Origin of the sequence: Spirillospora sp. NPDC048819 (assembly GCF_040650055.1) — a bacterium.
In the GTDB taxonomy this organism is placed as follows: domain Bacteria; phylum Actinomycetota; class Actinomycetes; order Streptosporangiales; family Streptosporangiaceae; genus Spirillospora.
Map to the genome: position 1 here is coordinate 469033 of NZ_JBEZGN010000002.1, position 16591 is coordinate 485623.

Annotated in this window: 16 protein-coding genes; 10 read left to right on the top strand and 6 right to left on the bottom strand. The window is 72.1% G+C overall.

The genetic code is table 11. The features are described 5' to 3' along the window. The first annotated feature begins 15 nt into the window (after window positions 1-15). Complete coding sequence (locus AB0C35_RS05265; RefSeq protein ID WP_358450857.1) at window positions 16-2541, top strand: M14 family zinc carboxypeptidase; 2526 nt, start codon at window positions 16-18, stop codon at window positions 2539-2541. A gap of 65 nt (window positions 2542-2606) precedes the next feature. On the opposite strand, the gene AB0C35_RS05270 is transcribed toward AB0C35_RS05265, so the two are convergent. Beyond that, window positions 2607-3281 (bottom strand): hypothetical protein, encoded by a 675-nt coding sequence (locus AB0C35_RS05270; protein WP_358450859.1) that lies wholly within the window; start codon window positions 3279-3281, stop codon window positions 2607-2609. A gap of 155 nt (window positions 3282-3436) precedes the next feature. Here AB0C35_RS05270 and AB0C35_RS05275 point away from each other — a divergent pair, with 155 nt between their 5' ends. Further along, window positions 3437-4507, top strand: a complete 1071-nt coding sequence (locus tag AB0C35_RS05275) for a hypothetical protein (protein ID WP_358450861.1) — start codon at window positions 3437-3439, stop codon at window positions 4505-4507. On the opposite strand, the gene AB0C35_RS05280 is transcribed toward AB0C35_RS05275, so the two are convergent. Both AB0C35_RS05280 and AB0C35_RS05285 read right to left on the bottom strand, forming a co-directional pair. After that, window positions 4504-5466, bottom strand: coding sequence for a UbiA family prenyltransferase (locus tag AB0C35_RS05280; RefSeq protein ID WP_358450863.1), 963 nt, complete (start codon window positions 5464-5466; stop codon window positions 4504-4506). The genes AB0C35_RS05275 and AB0C35_RS05280 overlap by 4 nt on opposite strands. 155 nt (window positions 5467-5621) lie before the next feature. Further along, a complete protein-coding gene (locus tag AB0C35_RS05285; protein WP_358450865.1) occupies window positions 5622-6209 on the bottom strand; it encodes an HAD family phosphatase in 588 nt (195 codons plus the stop codon). Window positions 6210-6321: 112 nt separating this feature from the next. Between AB0C35_RS05285 and AB0C35_RS05290 the strand changes: the two genes are divergently transcribed. Together AB0C35_RS05290 and AB0C35_RS05295 are read left to right on the top strand one after the other, a co-directional pair. Beyond that, on the top strand, window positions 6322-6990 hold the full coding sequence (locus AB0C35_RS05290; protein ID WP_358450867.1) for a TetR/AcrR family transcriptional regulator: 669 nt from the start codon (window positions 6322-6324) through the stop codon (window positions 6988-6990). Window positions 6991-7225: 235 nt separating this feature from the next. Beyond that, entirely contained in the window at window positions 7226-7456 is a 231-nt protein-coding gene (locus tag AB0C35_RS05295) for a hypothetical protein (RefSeq protein ID WP_358450869.1), read from the top strand. Between the two features lie 219 nt (window positions 7457-7675). On the opposite strand, the gene AB0C35_RS05300 is transcribed toward AB0C35_RS05295, so the two are convergent. Together AB0C35_RS05300 and AB0C35_RS05305 are read right to left on the bottom strand one after the other, a co-directional pair. After that, complete coding sequence (locus tag AB0C35_RS05300) at window positions 7676-7975, bottom strand: Dabb family protein (RefSeq protein WP_358450871.1); 300 nt, start codon at window positions 7973-7975, stop codon at window positions 7676-7678. Window positions 7976-8034: 59 nt separating this feature from the next. Continuing rightward, complete coding sequence (locus AB0C35_RS05305; RefSeq protein ID WP_358450873.1) at window positions 8035-8490, bottom strand: flavodoxin; 456 nt, start codon at window positions 8488-8490, stop codon at window positions 8035-8037. 121 nt (window positions 8491-8611) lie between these two features. Here AB0C35_RS05305 and AB0C35_RS05310 point away from each other — a divergent pair, with 121 nt between their 5' ends. The 5 genes from AB0C35_RS05310 to AB0C35_RS05330 all read left to right on the top strand — a co-directional run bounded on the left by AB0C35_RS05310 (window position 8612) and on the right by AB0C35_RS05330 (window position 13818). Beyond that, window positions 8612-10342, top strand: coding sequence for a phosphatidylglycerol lysyltransferase domain-containing protein (locus AB0C35_RS05310; protein ID WP_358450875.1), 1731 nt, complete (start codon window positions 8612-8614; stop codon window positions 10340-10342). A gap of 33 nt (window positions 10343-10375) precedes the next feature. After that, window positions 10376-11587, top strand: a complete 1212-nt coding sequence (locus tag AB0C35_RS05315) for a serine hydrolase domain-containing protein (protein WP_358450877.1) — start codon at window positions 10376-10378, stop codon at window positions 11585-11587. Between the two features lie 30 nt (window positions 11588-11617). Next, the gene (locus AB0C35_RS05320; protein WP_358450879.1) at window positions 11618-12304 is read left to right on the top strand and encodes an endonuclease V; all 687 of its coding nucleotides are present in this window, start codon (window positions 11618-11620) and stop codon (window positions 12302-12304) included. A gap of 83 nt (window positions 12305-12387) precedes the next feature. Next, on the top strand, window positions 12388-12984 hold the full coding sequence (locus AB0C35_RS05325) for a helix-turn-helix domain-containing protein (RefSeq protein WP_358450880.1): 597 nt from the start codon (window positions 12388-12390) through the stop codon (window positions 12982-12984). A gap of 72 nt (window positions 12985-13056) precedes the next feature. Further along, the gene (locus AB0C35_RS05330) at window positions 13057-13818 is read left to right on the top strand and encodes a glucose 1-dehydrogenase (RefSeq protein WP_358450881.1); all 762 of its coding nucleotides are present in this window, start codon (window positions 13057-13059) and stop codon (window positions 13816-13818) included. 59 nt (window positions 13819-13877) lie between these two features. Here AB0C35_RS05330 and AB0C35_RS05335 read toward each other — a convergent pair whose 3' ends face one another. Continuing rightward, a complete protein-coding gene (locus tag AB0C35_RS05335; RefSeq protein ID WP_358450882.1) occupies window positions 13878-15254 on the bottom strand; it encodes an amidase in 1377 nt (458 codons plus the stop codon). 72 nt (window positions 15255-15326) lie between these two features. On the opposite strand from AB0C35_RS05335, the gene AB0C35_RS05340 reads away from it, so the two are divergent. Continuing rightward, a complete protein-coding gene (locus AB0C35_RS05340) occupies window positions 15327-15887 on the top strand; it encodes a TetR family transcriptional regulator (RefSeq protein WP_358450883.1) in 561 nt (186 codons plus the stop codon). Window positions 15888-16591 lie beyond the last annotated feature (704 nt).

The window sequence follows — 16591 nt, forward strand, 5'->3', positions numbered from 1 at the left end:
GTCACGTTGTGGCTCATGAGAGCCCGAAAACTGGCGTGGCCACTGGCGTTGGCCGTGTCCCTCGTGCTACCCGCGTCGCTCGCGGCGCCGGCCGCCGCGCAGTCCCCCGCCGCGCCCGCGGACGGCTGCGATCCAACGCGGACCGAACCGGTCTACCGGGGCAAGGTCCCCTCCCCTGAGCAGGTCCTCGGCTTCGAGCTGGGCGAGCGGCAGGTCACCGCCGCCGAGTCCGACGAGTACCTGGAGACGGTCGCCGCGAAGAGCGAGCGCGTCGTGTCCGGGACGCTCGCCGCCTCCGCGCAGGGGCGCCCGCTGAAGTACGCGATCGCGGGACGTCCGGAGCTGATGTCCAAGGCGGGCCTCGCGAAGGTGCGGTGGCAGGCCGGCCTGCTGCGCGACCCGCGCACGCCCGCCGCGCTGGCCGAGCGGATCACCGAGCGCGGCGTCCCGATCCTGTGGGTCAGCGGCAACGTCCACGGCAACGAGCCGAGCGGCACGGACGCGGCGCTCAAGGTGCTGCGCGGCCTCGGCGACCGCGAGGACTGCGCGGCCGAGGCGATCCTCGACAACGCGCTCGTGATCATCCTGCCGATGCAGAACCCCGACGGCCGCGAGGCCGGGACGCGCCAGAACGCCTACGGCTTCGACATGAACCGCGACTGGTTCGCGCGCACCCAGCCGGAGACCGACGGCAAGCTGGCGATGCTGAACGAGTACCCGCCGGCGCTCTACATCGACGCGCACGAGATGGGCGGGACGTCGTACTTCTTCCCGCCGAACGCCGACCCGATCTACCACGAGACGCCCGAGCAGGCGATCGGCTGGATCAACGGCCTGTACGGCGCGTCGATGGCCGCCGAGTTCACGCGGCGGGGCATCGACTTCTTCAACCGCGACGTCTACGACCTCTTCTACCAGGGGTACGGGGACTCGGTCCCCACGAGCGGGTTCCACGCCGCCGGGATGACGTTCGAGAAGGGCAACGACAGCCCGTCCCCGGAGAAGGTGGAGGAGCAGTACCTCACCCAGTGGGTGACGCTGTCGGCGGCGGCCCGGAACCGGCACCGCGTGCTCACCGAGTGGCGCCAGATGACCGTGGACGCCTACGAGCAGGGCAAGGCGGGCAAGCTGGAGCCCAACCAGATCTACAACCCGCCGAACGAGGTCGTCCGGCAGGTGCCGGACCGCAAGGTGCGGCACTACTTCCTGCGGGCCGGCGACCCGGCCGAGCGCGAGGAGGTCCGCACCGTCGTGCGGAAGCTCCAGCGGATGGGCGTGCGCGTCGAGAAGCTCGTCCGGCCGCTGACCGTCCCGGACTTCAAGCCGTACGGACGTCCCGAGGCCGAGACGACCCTCCCCGCCGGCACGTACTGGATCTCGATGGCTCAAGGCCAGAAGCACTGGATCCAGGCCATGCTGAACGAGGACTCCTACACGCCGTTCCCGTACTTCTACGACGTGACGGCGTGGAGCCTGCCGCTGCTGGCGAACGTGTCCGGCGGATCGTCGGGCGCCGTCCTGCGGCCGCGGGCCGTCCCGGTGCGGACGCTTCCCGCGCCGCGTCCCGGACATGAGGGCGAGGCGCCGAAGATCGGCATCCTCCAGCTCTCGGCGACGTCGTCGTCGGCGCGCGAGTCGGCCGGCTGGCTGCGGCACCGCTTCGACCGCGACTGGAAGCTGCCGTTCACGCTGCTGACCCCGGCGGACGTGGCGGCGGGCGAGCTGGCGGGCATCGAGGTCCTGGTGACGCCGGACGGCCCGGTGTCGTCCGCCTACGACGCGCTCGGCGATGCCGGGCGGACCGCGCTCCAGGAGTGGACGCGCGACGGCGGCCGCTACATCGGCTGGCAGGGCGGCACGCAGCTCGCGGCGCGGCTCGGCCTGACGACCGCGACGCTGTCCGAACCGACGTCCGACATCCCCGGCTCGCTGTTCCGCGTGAAGGTCGACGAGGACAGCCCGCTGTCCGAGGACGTCGGCGGGACGGTCTGGAACTTCACAGCCTACGACCTGGTCATGAAGGCGTCCAGCGGCGTCGCCGTGTCGTACCCGGAGGCGGATTCGCCCGACTGGTTCGTCTCCGGCTTCGAGCGCGGCGCGGCCGAGCTGGGCGGCACCGCGGCGGTCGTGGACCAGGCCGTCGGCGAGGGACGTTCCGTGCTGTTCGCGGCGGAGCCCAACTTCCGCGCGCTGACGGACGGGACGTCCGAGCTGCTCTACAACGCGATCCTCGGCCCGGACCCGGAGAAGGAGGCGGCGCCGCGGGCGAGCGCCACCGCGGAGGCGGCGAAGCGGGCGGCGGCGCTGCCGTCGTACGAGTCGCCCATCCGCGTCTCGGTGAAGGCGGGCGACGCCGCCGGGGCGGCGGCGGTCCTGCGGTCGGCCGGCGCGACGTGGGCCGAGAGCCGCAGCGGCGACGTCGTCCACTACGTGGTCGACAACCCGCGCGGACTGCCCACGGACCACCACCCGTTCGCGAGGCGGCTGCCGTCCCTCATCGAGAAGGCCGGCATCACCCCGGTCGCCGTCACCCTCCCCTGACGATGCAGGCGGCGTGCCGGACAACGGCGTCCGGCACGCCGCGTCCTCGCCGGGGCCGGATGCGGTTACTCGCGGACGATCCAGGCGACGGCCGTCATCGTGCCGGGAGGGATCTCGGTGAACCCGCCGTCGCGGACCGCGACCGCCGCCCGCTTCACGCAGCTGCGCCACGGCAGGTCCCTGACCAGGTGGGCGCGGGCGCCGCCCTCGACCCACGCCGCCACGTCCTTGCGGCGGCCCTGCCGCAGCAGGAGCTGCGCCGCATGCCCGAACTGGGCGGCGGCCTTCCCGGTCGTGATCGTCACGTCGGGGTTGAGGGCGATCGCGGCGTACGGGGGTTGGGGCGGCGGCCCCGGTTCCTCCTCGTCGGCCAGGTCGAGCCCGGCGACCTGAAGCTTGGCCAGCTCAGGCGGGACGTCCGACATCGGGCCCGGCGGGAACGCCCGCACCTGCGCACCCGCGTGCTCGACGGTGACGCCGGGAAGCGCCTCCGCCTCCGGCCAGCGGACGCCCCGCGCCCGCCGCGTCACCTTCCGGATGCGGCGCGCCTCCCATTCGCGGACGGCCTCCCGCCACTCGCCGTCGGGCCCGCTCGCCCGCGGGTCGGTGAGCAGCATGACGACCGCGGTCGCCGCCGCCTCGCAGACCGCGCCGTGTTTGGGCGGATCGGCCTTCTCGGCGCGTACCACCAACTGCATCGCCCATGGCGGATCGTCGAGGGGGTCATGGTCAGGTCGCACGTGTGGAGTATTCCAAACCCGATCCGGCTTTCCGGACACGGATGTGGGTACTGCAACTCTTGTCGTCCCCCGGACGTCATTCCTGTTACGGGCTGGACGGTCCTCGCCGGAGGGGGCGAGGGGGCACGGCGGAGCAGTCGGGTCGGAGGTCACCGGTGACCAGTGGCGCGTGGAGCGATTCCATACCGGGAATCGGAACGTTTTTCGTCGGCATCGACGTAGCCCCGGGCCGTTACCGATGCGACGACGGCAAGGGCGGCTGGTGGGTGCGCTTCACCGGGCCCGGCGGCGGCGATCCCGTGGGCTCGTGGCCGCTGCCCCCCGGTCCCACCGAGATCGAGATCGCGCAGACCGACTTCGCGTTCGAGACGCACGTGTCCACCTCCTGGCGGCGGATCGCGCCGCCCCGCGCCCCCGAGGACGGCTCGCCCGCCGAGCCGCGGCCGGTCGCCGACCCCTCGCTGCGCGCCGAGCTCGACACGATCGTCGCGCGCCGCCGGCCGCTGCTGTGGCTGGCGCCGCTGACGGTCCTCGGCCTCGGCCTGCTCGGCTCCCCGCTGCTCGGCTCGCTGTGGCTGGTCGGCCTCGGCATGCTCGCGGTGCTGGTCGCGCTCGGCACCCCGTCGGTCTCGCTGGACCTGCGGCGCGCCCGCGAGCTGGAACGCCGCCGCGACCGCTACCTCACCCCCCAGGACCTCGACGACGACGGCCGCGCGATGCTGGCGCGCGTCCAGGCGGCGATCGACGCCGTCCGCGACTCCGAGGTCAACCGGGAGGGCCTGCTGGACGCGGTCGACAACGCGGTCACGCTGCCGCGGCAGGAGTGGGAGATCGCGCAGGTCCTGGCGAAGCAGTCGAGGCTGCGCACCGAGCACGCGGAGCTGACGGGCGTCACCACGCTTCCCGAGGTCGAGGCGGCGCTGCGTCCGCTGCGCGACAAGCTCGACATCTCCGTCGAGGCCGTGACGCGCCGCGTGGAGGCGCTCGAACGCTACGCGGAGCGGGCCCGGTCGGCGGACGAGGTGCTGCGCGCCCAGCGCCACCTGGAGGCCATCGCGGAGAAGGCGCACGAGTACGACGAGCTGATCGCCGACAGCGTCCGCGACGATCTGGCGCTGCCCGCGATCGAGCGGCTGACCGAGCAGGGCGACGAGCTGCTGCGGACCCTGCGCGAGCGGCTGGCGCAGGCGGCGGAGGCGGGCGGCGAACTCCCTCCGCCGTCCTAGAGGACGCCGGTGTACATGAGGGCGAACACCAGATACGGGACGAGGAACACCCAGCTCACGACGATGATGCCGTGCAGCACCTCCCCCGGCTCGCGCGCCCGTCCCAGGAACCGGTGGTAGACCCAGATGAGCACCGGCGCGAAGGCCGCCTCCACCCACAGGATCCGGTGCGGGAAGACGTGCCCGAACGCGGCCAGCACCACCGCGATGCCGCAGGAGGCCGTCCAGGCGGCGAGGCCGATCCGGTACGCCCGGCGCGGCCCGAGCCGGACGGCGATGGTCGTGTATCCGCTCGCGAGGTCGGCCCGGTAGTCGGTGACGGTCGTCGGGATGTAGAGGGCCGCCGCGACCAGCACGCCCTCCACCGCCATGATCCAGGGGAAGCCGTCGAGCGGCCGCACGACCGTCCAGCCGGCCAGGAGCGCGAAGCCGCCGACGCCGGCCGCGTTGGTCGCGACGTCGAACCCGGGCCGGTCCTTCAGCCTGGCCGGCGGCACGCTGTAGAGCCACCCGAGCACGAGGAAGCCGAGGGTGACCAGCGCGAACGCGGGCCGCACCGTCCATGCCACGACGAGCGCGGCCACGGCGGTCACATGCGCGGCGACGACCGCGGCACGGGCGCTCAGCCGCCCCTCGACGAGCGGCGCGTCGTCCTTGCGCGGGTTGCGCAGGTCGCCGTCCAGGTCGAACGCGTCGTTGATGGCCAGTACGGCCAGCCACACCAGCGGCCCCCACACGACCAGCCCGGTCAGCACCGGCGTCACCGCCGCCGGGCACGCGCCGCCCGGCGGGACGCACGCGTCCTGCCCCGCGATGAGCCACCGCGTCGCCAGCAGGTGACCGACGTAGAACGGGACGAGCGACACCAGCCAGATCGCCGGCCTCGCGATGAGCCACAGGTCGAGCAGCAGCCGCGGCGCGGCGCGGGCGCCATGACGTTCGGACTGATGAGCACGCAAGGCCGCCACCCCCGGGGGTTCACCTGGATCTATTGGACACCAAATCCAGTTACTTCGACCAGAGTGCCCCTTCCCAAAGAACACACCCCCATGCGAGATCCCTCACATGCCCCCGAGGCAGCCCTGCGGCCGCGTAGGACGACTGGGCAGTACGGCTAGGCGATGAGGGTGCGGACCTGGGTGGGGGTGGTGAAGAGTTCGGCGCGCATTCCCGTTTCGCGGGCGGCGAGGACGTTGTGCTCGTTGTCGTCGAAGAAGATGACGTCGGCGGGCTTGGCGCCGAGGCGCTCGGCGCAGATCTCGTAGGCGCGCGGGTCGGGCTTGGCGACGCCGATGCGGCAGGAGTAGGTGAGCGCGTCGAACCGGGCGAGCCAGGTGCCGTGGCGGGCCTCGAAGCGGGGAACGAGGTCGCTGACGATGTTGGACAGCAGCCCCAGCGTGCGCCCCTCGTCGGCGAGTTCGTGGACGAGGGCGACCATGGTGTCGTCCACCTCCGTCCAGCTGTCCAGGTCGGCGTCGATCAGTGCGGGGACGTCGGGGAACGCCGTGCCGAGGAGGCCGGCGACGTCCGCCCAGTAGGCGAGGCTCTCCTGACCGGCGTCGTAGGCGGGCCGGCAGGACCAGTAGGCGTCCCAGAACGGGGCCCCGGCGACGCCGGCGATCTCCTCGATCCGCCGCACCGCCCCGGCCGTCTGGGTGCGGGCGATCACTCCGTACAGGTCGAAAACGATCACATCGGGCATGTGCCGAGCCTAGGCGAACACGTGAACGCCATCCGTAGCAAGCGCTTGTTGCACGACGTAGTCTGGGGCGGTCGATCGAGCAAGCGGTTGGGCGACACGGCATAATGAGAGGGTGACGACCACGAGCGCCAATTCCGGACGATCCAGAACTCGCGCCGGCGGCGAGGGCGGCGCCCGCCGCCGCGGCAAAGGCTCCGCGGCCCTGGCGTCGCAGCGGCGCGAGCACCTCGTCAAGCTGGCCGCAGAACTGTTCGCCGAGAAGGGCTTCCAGGCCACGACCGTCCGCAACATCGCCGATGAGGCCGGCATTCTTTCGGGCAGCCTTTACCACCACTTCGACTCCAAGGAGTCGATCGTCGACGAGATTCTCGCCAGCTTCTTCAACGAGATCATGTCGGCGTACCAGGCGGTGCTCGACGAGAGCGGGAATCCGCGCGACACCATCGCCGGCCTCGTCCGGGCCGCGTTCGGCTCCCTGGAGCCCCACCGCGCCGCGATCACGGTGATGCAGAACGACTGGAACTACCTCAAGGGGATGGACCGCTTCTCCTACCTGACCAAGTCCGAGGACGAGGTCGAGAAGATGTGGGTGGACACCCTGAGCGCGGGGCAGAAGGACGGGCTGTTCCGCGACGACCTCGACCCGAAGCTCACCTACCGCATGGTCCGCGACACGATCTGGGTCGCCGTGCGCTGGTTCAAGCCGGGCGGCAGGCTGGACGCCCAGGGCCTCGCCGAGCACTACCTCAAGGTGATGTTCGACGGCATCAACCTCCACTAGCCGCCGGCCCGCACGCCGGGCGCGGCTTCCCGCGACGCATGCCGTGACCGCGACGCCGTTGAGGACGGCGTGATTCGGCCCGCCGAATACATCGGTTCGAGCACATCCGGCGCGGTATCCCACTGTGCACGTCCCCTAACCCCCATAGTGTGCTTAGTCACTATTTGCCGAGTAGGGGTGACGTTTTGGCCCGTGGGGACGCTGTTACTGAGGACATCTACGGGGGGAGGGCGACATGACGGCTCAACGGGGCGCCGCCGGTCGCGACGAGCCCACGCCCGCGGCCATGCGCGCCGCCACGGCGCGCGGGCTGCAGGCTCAGTTCCCGGGTGTGCGCGTCTGGTACGGCGAGGCCACCGGGTCGTGGTGGGCCATGGTGCCGCTGCACGGCGGGCCGCGGCTGCTGGAGGCAGCGTCCCCGCAGCAGCTCCGCGACGAGATCATGAGCGTCCGCAGCCGGGGGTGATCAGCCCCTGCCCGTACGCCGGCGCCGTCGGCTGCGCCCGGTTCCGCGTCCCGGGCGTGCCCATGGCCCGGCGTCCGGCGCCGCTCGGGCACCGGTCAAGTTGCCGCCCACCGGGAACGGGGCGCGATCCGTCCCCGGAGGGCGTCTTGGGAAACTAACCCGAAAACCATTCTACGCACAAGCGCTTGCTCGGTTCCGTGTCTCCCCGTCACGTCCCGCCTACGTCTCGTACTGGATGGACGCGCGTTCCGCCATGATCGGCGCGATGTACTCCTCGACCACCGCGCGGTGGGACGGGTGGTCGCGGTAGGCCAGATAGGCGTCGCGCGAGTCGAAGTCCGCGACCACGGCGAAGTCGTGGGCGCCGGGGTTCACGCCCGCGTCCGCGCCGAGGCTGAACTCCCGGATCTCCTCGATGACGCCGGGCAGCTCGCCCAGCTTCTCCGCGACCTCGTCCTGCTGGCCGGTCGTCGTCCCCTCGACCCACCTGAACATCACCACGTGCCGGAAACCACTCATGTCGGCACGCTATCGCCGCGCCGCCGGATCGGACGCTCTCCGATCAGACGCCGGCCGGGTCAGACGCCGCCGAGTTCGGCCGCCATGATCGCGCCGAGCTCCCAGCACGCCTCCAGATCGGCCTTGCCGGGCTCGCCGAGCACGACCACCGCCGGCTGGACGGCCTTCCACTTCAACCCCGTGGTGATGGACTCCATGGCGCGCAGCGCACCCGTCGCGTCGTTGTTGCCGTGCAGGAACGCCCCGTACGGGCGGCGGACCGTCTCCTCCAGGCAGGGGTAGTAGATCTGGTCGAAGAAGTGCTTGACCGCCCCGGAGAGATAACCGAGGTTGACGGGCGAGCCCAGGAGATAACCGTCCGCCTCCAGCACGTCCACGGCGGACGCCGTCAGCGCCGGGCGGGACACCACCTCCACGCCCTCGACCTCGTCGGTGGACGCCCCGGCCCTCACCGCTTCGAACATCGCCTGGACCGACGGCGACGGAGTGTGGTGAACGATCAGCAGCCTCTTCATCACCACGAGCCTAACCGCGGCCGGGGCGGCGCGGCCGGTGTCGCCCCGGCGCTTTGAAACGCCCCCGCCGGGTATGGCCGTTCAAAGGATCTTGGTGCGCGGGCCAGGGGAGGTGTCCTCCGTGCGAGCAGGCGATTCATCCCGGGGGGACCTCCCCCGGGCGGCGGCGACCGGCGGGCCGGACCGGCCGGTGTGGCCGCTCGCGCTCGCCACGATGCTCGTCGCCGTGCTGATCGCGGCACCGGCGCTGACGGAGTCTCCGCGCTGGCTCGGCCCGCCGTCTGGTCTCGTGACGGGCGGGCCGCTCGCCCCCGTCCACGCCGTGGCCCTCGGCGCCGCCCTCGCGCTCGTCGCCCGCGGCGTCCTGCTGCGCCGCCGTGCCGCCTGGTACGGCCTCGTCGTCCTGGTCCTGCTCGGGCTGCTCGCCGTGCTCGCCGATGACGGCCCCCGCGCCGGTGACGCCGTCCTCGCCGGTGCCGGCGTGCCGTGGCGGGCGCCGCTGCTCGCCGTCGTCCTGGTGGGCCTGTGGCCGGCGCGCGACCGGTTCACCGTCCGCCCGCACCCCGAGCGCGTCCGCGCAGCGGTGAGGACTGGCGCACTTCTCGCGGTCGCCGCCGTCTCCGGCTCGCTGCTGTTCGGCGGCGTGTCGGTCCGGTCGGTCGGCCAGGTCGCCGGCGGGCTCGGGGCCACGGGCGCGCCCATCGACGGCGCGTCCTGGCTGCCGGGCGCCCTCGGCCTGGCGGGCGCGGCCGGGCTCATCGTCATGGTGGTCACGCTTCTCGCGCCCGCCCCCGCGCCCCCGCCCGGCGGCGAGGCGGACCGCCGGCGTGTCGCGGGCCTGGTCGCCCACCCCGGCTCCGACACCCTGGCCCCGTTCGCCCTGCGCCGCGACAAGTCCTACGCGTTCAGCCCGGACGGGCGGGCCGCGATCGGCTACCGGGTGCGGTTCGGCATCGCGGTGGCGGGCGGCGACCCGGTCGGCGACCCCGCCTCGCACGCCGGCGCGGTCGGGGCGTTCCTCGGGCGGTGCCGGACGGCCGGCTGGCGGCCCGCCGTCCTCGGCGCGAGCGACGGCCTCCTCCCCGTCTGGGGGCGCCTCCGCTCGATCGGCTACGGCGACGAGGTGATCGTCCGGCCCGGCGAGTTCACCCTGTCCGGGCGCCGGATGCGCAACGTCCGCCAGGCGGTCCAGCGCACCGTCAACGCGGGCGTCACGTCGCGGATCGTCCCGGAACGGGAGCTCGCCCCCGGCCTCCGCGAGCGACTGCTGGACGTCGCGTCCCGCTCGCTGGGCGGCGCGGCCGAGCGCGGCTTCGCGATGAACCTGGACGAGCTGCTCACCGGCTACCACCCAGGGGCGATCGTCGCGGTCGCCTACGACGAGGACAAGGAACCCATCGCGTTCCAGCGGTACGTCACCGCCGGCGAGGGCGTCAGCCTGGACGCGATGCGCCGCGTCCCCGGCGGCCCGAACGGCGTCCACGAGCGGCTCATCGTCGAGATGATCGAGTACGCGGAACGCCGCGGCCACGGCGTCGTCTCCCTGAACTTCGCCGCGTTCCGCCGGCTGCTGGACGCCGACGAGCGCACCCCCTTGGAGAGGGCCGGCCACCGCGCCGTGCACCTGCTCGACCGGTGGATCGCGGCCGAGTCCCTCTATCTCTTCGACCGGAAGTTCAGGCCGTCCTACAAGCCGCGCAACGTCGCCTTCCGCTCCTGGTTCGACGTCGTGTGGCTCGCCGCCGCACTCGTGGCCCTGGAGTTCGGCCGGACGACGCTCGCCGCGGCGCCCTCGGCGCCGCGCTCGGAACGCTCTCCTTCGCGGGGCACAGCGGGGATTCCTAGAACGTGATTCTATGGAGGCCTCCCGTTGAGAGGTTGGCGCATGAGCACTGTGCAGGGTCATTGCGATCCGGCGTTCGCCGGCGTCCGCGAGGTGTTCGAGGAGAACTTCGCCGAGGGCCGCGAACTCGGCGCCGCCGTCGCCGTCTACGCGGGCGACCGCAAGGTCGTGGACCTGTGGGGCGGCGTCGCCGACCGCCGCACCGGCCGGGAGTGGCTGGCGGACACGCCCTGCTTCGGGTTCTCCTGCACCAAGGCGGTGACGGCCGCCGCGGCGCTGCTGCTCGCCGAACGCGGCGCCTACGAACTGGACGGCCCGGTGACGGACTGGTGGCCGGAGTTCGGCGCCGAGGGCAAGGAGGGCGCGACGGCCGCGCACCTGCTGACGCACCAGGCCGGGCTGCCCGCGTTCGCCCGTCCCGTGTCGGCGGAGGAAGCGGCGGACCCGGCGGCCCTCGCGGGCGAACTGGCCGCGCAGAAGCCGGAGTGGACGCCCGGCGAAGGGCACGGCTACCACGCGCTGACCTACGGCTGGCTGGCCGGCGAGATCGTCCGACGCCTCTCGGGCAGGACGGTCGGCGCGTTCGCCGCGGACGAGTTCGCCCGCGGCCTGGATCTGTGGATCGGCGCCCCCGACGACGTGATCGGGCGCGCCGCGAAGATGTCGGCCGCACGGCCGGGGCAGGGCGGCGCTCAGCAGGGCGGGGCCCGGCCGGGCGGGGCCGGCTCCCCCAAGACGGACTCCCCCAAGACGGCGGACAACGACCTCCTGACCCGCCTGGCGGCCGCGTACACCGACCCGCAGAGCACCATGAACCGGTCGCTCAACAACCCGCACCCGGGCAAGGGCGGCTACAACAACCCGGTCGTGCTGCGCGCCGGCTGGCCGTCCGCCGGGATGCTCGCCACCGCGCCCGCGTTCGCCGCGTTCTACCGCGACCTCGTCGCGGGCCGGATCCTGCGTCCGGAGACGCTGCGGGACGCGATCCGCCCGAGGGTCGCCGGCCCGGACCGGACGCTGCTCATCGACAGCGCGTTCGGCCTCGGCTTCATGCGGCCCGCCCAGTCGTTCTTCACCCCGGCGGCCGGACGGGAGTCGGCGTTCGGGCACACCGGCGCGGGCGGCTCGATCGGGCTCGGCGACGCCGAGGCCGGGGTCGCGCTCGCCTACCTGCCGAACCTGATGGGCGACATGGTGTCCGGCGACCTGCGCGCCTACCGGCTGACGGAGGCCGTGTACGCGTCGATGTCCTGAGCGGGCACCCCGATCGCGGACAATACGGTCATGGAAGTGCGCGACCTGCATGCCTGGCCGTCCGGCGCCGAAGAGGCCGAGGCGATCCAGGACCGGCTGCGTCCGATGCTGGAACTGGACGTCCCCGGCCCGGCGCGGCCGCGCACGGTCGCGGGGCTGGACGTCTCGTACGCAGGTGACGGCGGCGGCACGGGGACGCGCCTGGCCGCCGCGGTGGTCGTCCTGGACGGGACGAGCCTGGAGGTGCTCGAAGAGTCCGTCGCCGTCGGCACGGCCGCGTTCCCCTACGTCCCCGGCCTGTTCGCGTTCCGGGAACTGCCCACGCTGGTGAACGCGCTGCGCGAGCTGAAGACCGTCCCGGACCTGCTCGTCTGCGACGGTTTCGGCGTCGCGCACCCGCGCCGGTTCGGGCTGGCCTGCCATCTGGGCGTCCTGACCGGCCTGCCGACGATCGGCGTCGGCAAGACCGCGTTCGTCGGCGCCTACGAACCGCCGGGACGGCGGCGCGGCGACGCGAGCCCGCTGACCGACGGCGGCGAGATCGTGGGAAGGGTGCTGCGGACGCGCGACGGCGTGAAACCGGTGTTCGTGTCCGTCGGCCATCGCACCGACCTCGATACGGCGTGCCGGAACGTCCTCGGCCTCACACCCGAATACCGCCTGCCGGAGACCACGCGCAGGGCCGACCGGCTGTCACGCGACGCCCTCGCCAGGTAGCGTGTCCCTCGCGAAGATGGCAGTCTCGTCAGGAAGCAGACGGAGACTCCCCAGGTCATCCGCGACACCGCTGGACGGTGCCCATGGACACCCGGCCGATGCGGGCCGACGCCCGCCGCAACTACGAGCGACTGATCGCGACGGCCCGCAGCGCCTTCATGGAACACGGCACGGGCGCGTCGCTCGACGACATCGCCAAGCGGGCGGGGGTCGGCTCGGGAACGCTGTACCGCCATTTCCCCACCCGCGACGCCCTGCTGCACGCCGTCCTGCGCGACCGGATCGACGGGCTGCTCGCCCATGCCGACGAGCTGCTGGCAGGGCCGGCGCAGGACCCGGAGACCGAGGCGCTCGACGCGGAGGCGGCGCTGGGCCGCTGGCTGCGCACCTACCTGGCGGGCGCGGCGACGCCGCGCGGCACCTCCACCGTGATCATCCAGGCCATGTCCGCGGACTGGGCCGGCACCGGGCTGGGCGCCGCCGCCGCCTCGATCTGCGACGCCCTCGGGCGGCTGCTGGCCAGGGCGCAGCGGGCGGGCACGATCCGCGCCGAGATCGACCCGCGCGACCTGCTGCGGATCACCAACGCGATCGGCGTGGCGTCGGAGCGCGCCCCCGATCCCGGCGCGTACGCCGACAGGATGCTCTCGCTGCTCTTCGACGGCCTGCGCACGAGGTAGCCCCCGCCTTGTTCCGTCAACCAAGCGTTCGCTAGGTTTGCTGGCGAAGGTCACCGGCGACGAGGAGCGTTGATGGGGCAGCTTGACGGCAAGGTGGCGCTGATCACCGGCGGTGCGCGCGGCATGGGCAAGTCCCACGTCCGCCGGTTCCTGGACGAGGGCGCCAAGGTCGTGTTCGGCGACGTCCTGGAGGACGAGGGCGCGAAACTGGCCGCCGACCTCGGCGACGACGCCCGGTTCATCCGGATGGACGTGTCGCGGGAGGACGACTGGCACAACGCGGTCGAGACCGCGACGTCCACGTTCGGCGCACTGCACATCCTGGTCAACAACGCCGGCATCATCAGGCACAAGACCATCGAGGAGATGTCCGTCGACGAGTTCCGCCAGATCCTCGACGTGAACCTGATCGGGCAGTGGCTCGGCGTCAAGTCCGTGACCGCCGCGATGCGCGAGGCCGGCGGCGGCTCCATCGTCAACGTGTCGTCCACCGAGGGCTTCATCGGCGCGTCCGGGCTGGCCGCCTACAGCGCCAGCAAGTTCGGCATCCGCGGCCTCACCAAGGCCGCCGCCAGGGAACTCGGCAAATACGGCATCCGGGTGAACTCGATCCACCCCGGCGGCGTCCTGACGCCCCTCTCCCTCCAGGACGACGTCGTCTCCGCCACCGCCGACAGCGCCGACGCGTTCCTGAAGGCCCTCCCCCTCGGCCGCATGGGCAAGTCCAAGGAGGTGTCCGGACTGGTCGTCTACCTGGCCTCGGACGACTCGTCCTACTGCACGGGCAGCGAGGTCCTCGTCGACGGCGGCATGCTCACCGGTGCGGGCTACTGATTGACACGGCGGGCCGCCGGTACTGGCTCGGACCCCCGCACCGGCGGCCCGCCGCGCGTTCAGGGACGCCTCTCGACCCACCCCTCGACCGCCTCCAGCTGGGCGGCGAGTGAGATGAGCGTCGCCTCGTCGGAATCGTGCCCGAGCAGCTGCGCCCCGACGGGCAGCCCGGCCTTCGTGAACCCCGCGGGCACGTTCACACCGGGCCACCCCAGCACATTCCACGTCCACGCATAGGGGCACACGGCGGCCACACCTGACTGCGTCTTCTGATAGCCGACCCCGTCGAAGGCCCCCACCTTCAGCGGCGGCTGCGCGGTCGTCGGGGTCAGCACCACATCGGCCGCCTGGAAGATCCGCCCGACCTTCCTCCGCAGATACGGATCCATCCTCTTCGCCAGCGGAAGCAGCCGCTTCCCCGCCACCCGCCCGATCCGCGCCTCGACCTCGGTCCGGTGCTCGGGCCGCGGGTTCGGCATGGCATCGAGCATGTCGGCCACTCCCGCCGTCCCCCGCGGAATGAGCCCGAGCCCCACCAGCCCATAGTCGGGGTCGGCGGGAAAGACCTTGTGCCCCAGATCCGTCAGCCGCCTTGCGAGCCGCTCGACGGCTCCGCGGATCTCCGGATCGAGTTTCCCGCTCACCCCGAACGCCGTCCTGAAAGAAATGGCGATGCGCAGTCTCCGGGGCTCCCGCTTCGCGAACTCCGCGAACGGCGTCACCGGCGGATCGATCTGATACGCGTCCTCCGGGTGGCTCCCGGTCAGCACGTCGAGCAGCAAAGCCGCGTCACAGACACTCCGGGCGAGGGGCCCCCACACGGTGATGCCGTTGAACGGATCGGTGTGCGGATATCCGGAGACCCGCCCCCGCTGCGGCTTGATCCCGACCAGCCCCGTCCACGCCGCCGGAATGCGAATGGACCCGGCCCCATCGGACCCGACCGCCCCGGCGACCATCCCCGCCGCCACGGCCGCCGCCGAACCACCCGACGACCCGCCCGGCGTGTAGTCGGGATTCCACGGATTCCTGGCGACCCCGAACCCGGGCGACTCGCTGAAGGGCCACAGCCCCACCTCACAGGTCGTGGTCTTGCCCACGATCACGGCACCGGCGGCCCGCAGCTTGCGCACGACCTCCCCGTCCCGCGCCGCGGGCCGGTGATCGCCGGTCACGGCGAACGGCGTCGTCTCCCCCGCCAGATCCGTGTCGTCCTTGATCGCGACGGGCACCCCGAGCAGCGGCAGCCGCTCCCCGTCCCCGAGCCGCTTGTCGGCGTCCAGCGCCTCCTGCCTCGCCGCCTCGTCCCGCACCACCCGGAACGCGCCGAGCGATTCCTGCCGCCTGATGCTCTCCAAACTCTCCCCGACCAGCTCGGCCGAGGAGACCTCGCCCCTCGCCAGCGCCTCCGCCTGCCCGGCCAGCCCCAGCACCACGCCGCCTCCCAGGTATCGTTCGTTCGAACGAACGATACAGAACGACCCGATTCTAGGGAAGACTGTCCAGCGATGAGCGCCCGCGACCAGATCCTCCGAGCCACCCTCCGCCTCATCGGCGAGCAGGGCATCGGCGCCGTGACCAACCGGGCCGTCGCCCGCGCCGCCGGCGTCTCCCTCGGCTCCCTCACCTACCATTTCCCGAGCCAGGACGACCTGCTCCGCGAGGCTCTCCACACGTTCGTGGACGACGAGATAGCCCGCATCACCGCCTACGTGAACACACTCGCCGAATCAGGCATCGCCCCCGTGGACGCGGCCGACGAGGTCGAGAAGGCCGTCGTCGGCTTCGCGTACGGCCCCGAGGAGATAGCCAACCTGGAACTCCACCTGCACGCCGCACGCGACCCCGCCCTCCGCGAGGCCTCGGCACGTTCCGTGGAGGCCTATGACCGCCTGGCCACCGCCATCCTCACCGCCCTCGGCATCCCCGACGCCGAACGCCACGCCCCCTCGATCGTCGCCATGCTCTACGGCCTCGCCCTCCGCCGCCTCGCCACCGGCGACACCGCCGCCACCGGCACCGCCGAAGCGTTCCGCCTCCTGCTCCTGGGCGCCCTCCCCCGCACCTGAAAACGGCTTCTGGCCCGCACGGCCCCAGAGCGGGGTTACGGGGCCGTGCGGGCCAGAAACCTGTCTCAATCAGGAACCTCAGTCGGAACCTCAGCCGACGTTCGCTCTGCTCTCCGCCTGTGCACCTCCGCCGTCTCTTCGATCTGACACCCGTAACGCTAAGCCGCCCGACCTCCCAAAAGAACGCCTTTAAGCCTCACTTAGGGAAGGGCTCACCCACTCTTATTCAGAGCCCGTCCGAGGTCGCCGGAGGAAGTCACACAGAGGTCCGCTCACCTGCGGTAACAAGGGAAACCGCCTCGTCTCTCGCCGAGCGGGTCATCCCGCACGGCGAGGACGATCTGTGCGTGAGCGGGTGGCGTGAGGACTGGCCTGATGGCCGGCGCGCTCATCCGAGCCGGTACTGCGCTCACCGTCGTGGCGGTGGCCGCAGGAGGCGTAGTGACCTCGTTCCCGGCTTCTGGCAACGTCACCGCGTCACCAGCGAGGCCGTGACCCATTGACCCCACATGGACAGTCGAGTGGTTGCAGCGGGAGCCGCTTTACCACTCTTTGTAGTTGCCTGATTACACTAAGCCATGAGTAGTGAGGAATCACGGGCACAATGCCCTTACCTCTGGAGGAAACATGAAAATTCCGACTTCGCTGCGCTCGGTGGCACTGACCACCGCAGGCTTGGTCATGGCCTCTGGTGTGGCCGTGTT

Coding starts and splice junctions, on each gene's coding strand:
- AB0C35_RS05265 (WP_358450857.1), top strand. CDS start 16: ATGAGAGCCCGAAAACTGGCGTGGCCACTGGCGTTGGCCGTGTCCCTC.
- AB0C35_RS05285 (WP_358450865.1), bottom strand. CDS start 6,209: ATGCCCGATGTGATCGTTTTCGACCTGTACGGAGTGATCGCCCGCACC.
- AB0C35_RS05295 (WP_358450869.1), top strand. CDS start 7,226: ATGACGGCTCAACGGGGCGCCGCCGGTCGCGACGAGCCCACGCCCGCG.
- AB0C35_RS05300 (WP_358450871.1), bottom strand. CDS start 7,975: ATGAGTGGTTTCCGGCACGTGGTGATGTTCAGGTGGGTCGAGGGGACG.
- AB0C35_RS05305 (WP_358450873.1), bottom strand. CDS start 8,490: ATGAAGAGGCTGCTGATCGTTCACCACACTCCGTCGCCGTCGGTCCAG.
- AB0C35_RS05315 (WP_358450877.1), top strand. CDS start 10,376: ATGAGCACTGTGCAGGGTCATTGCGATCCGGCGTTCGCCGGCGTCCGC.
- AB0C35_RS05320 (WP_358450879.1), top strand. CDS start 11,618: ATGGAAGTGCGCGACCTGCATGCCTGGCCGTCCGGCGCCGAAGAGGCC.
- AB0C35_RS05325 (WP_358450880.1), top strand. CDS start 12,388: ATGGACACCCGGCCGATGCGGGCCGACGCCCGCCGCAACTACGAGCGA.
- AB0C35_RS05330 (WP_358450881.1), top strand. CDS start 13,057: ATGGGGCAGCTTGACGGCAAGGTGGCGCTGATCACCGGCGGTGCGCGC.
- AB0C35_RS05340 (WP_358450883.1), top strand. CDS start 15,327: ATGAGCGCCCGCGACCAGATCCTCCGAGCCACCCTCCGCCTCATCGGC.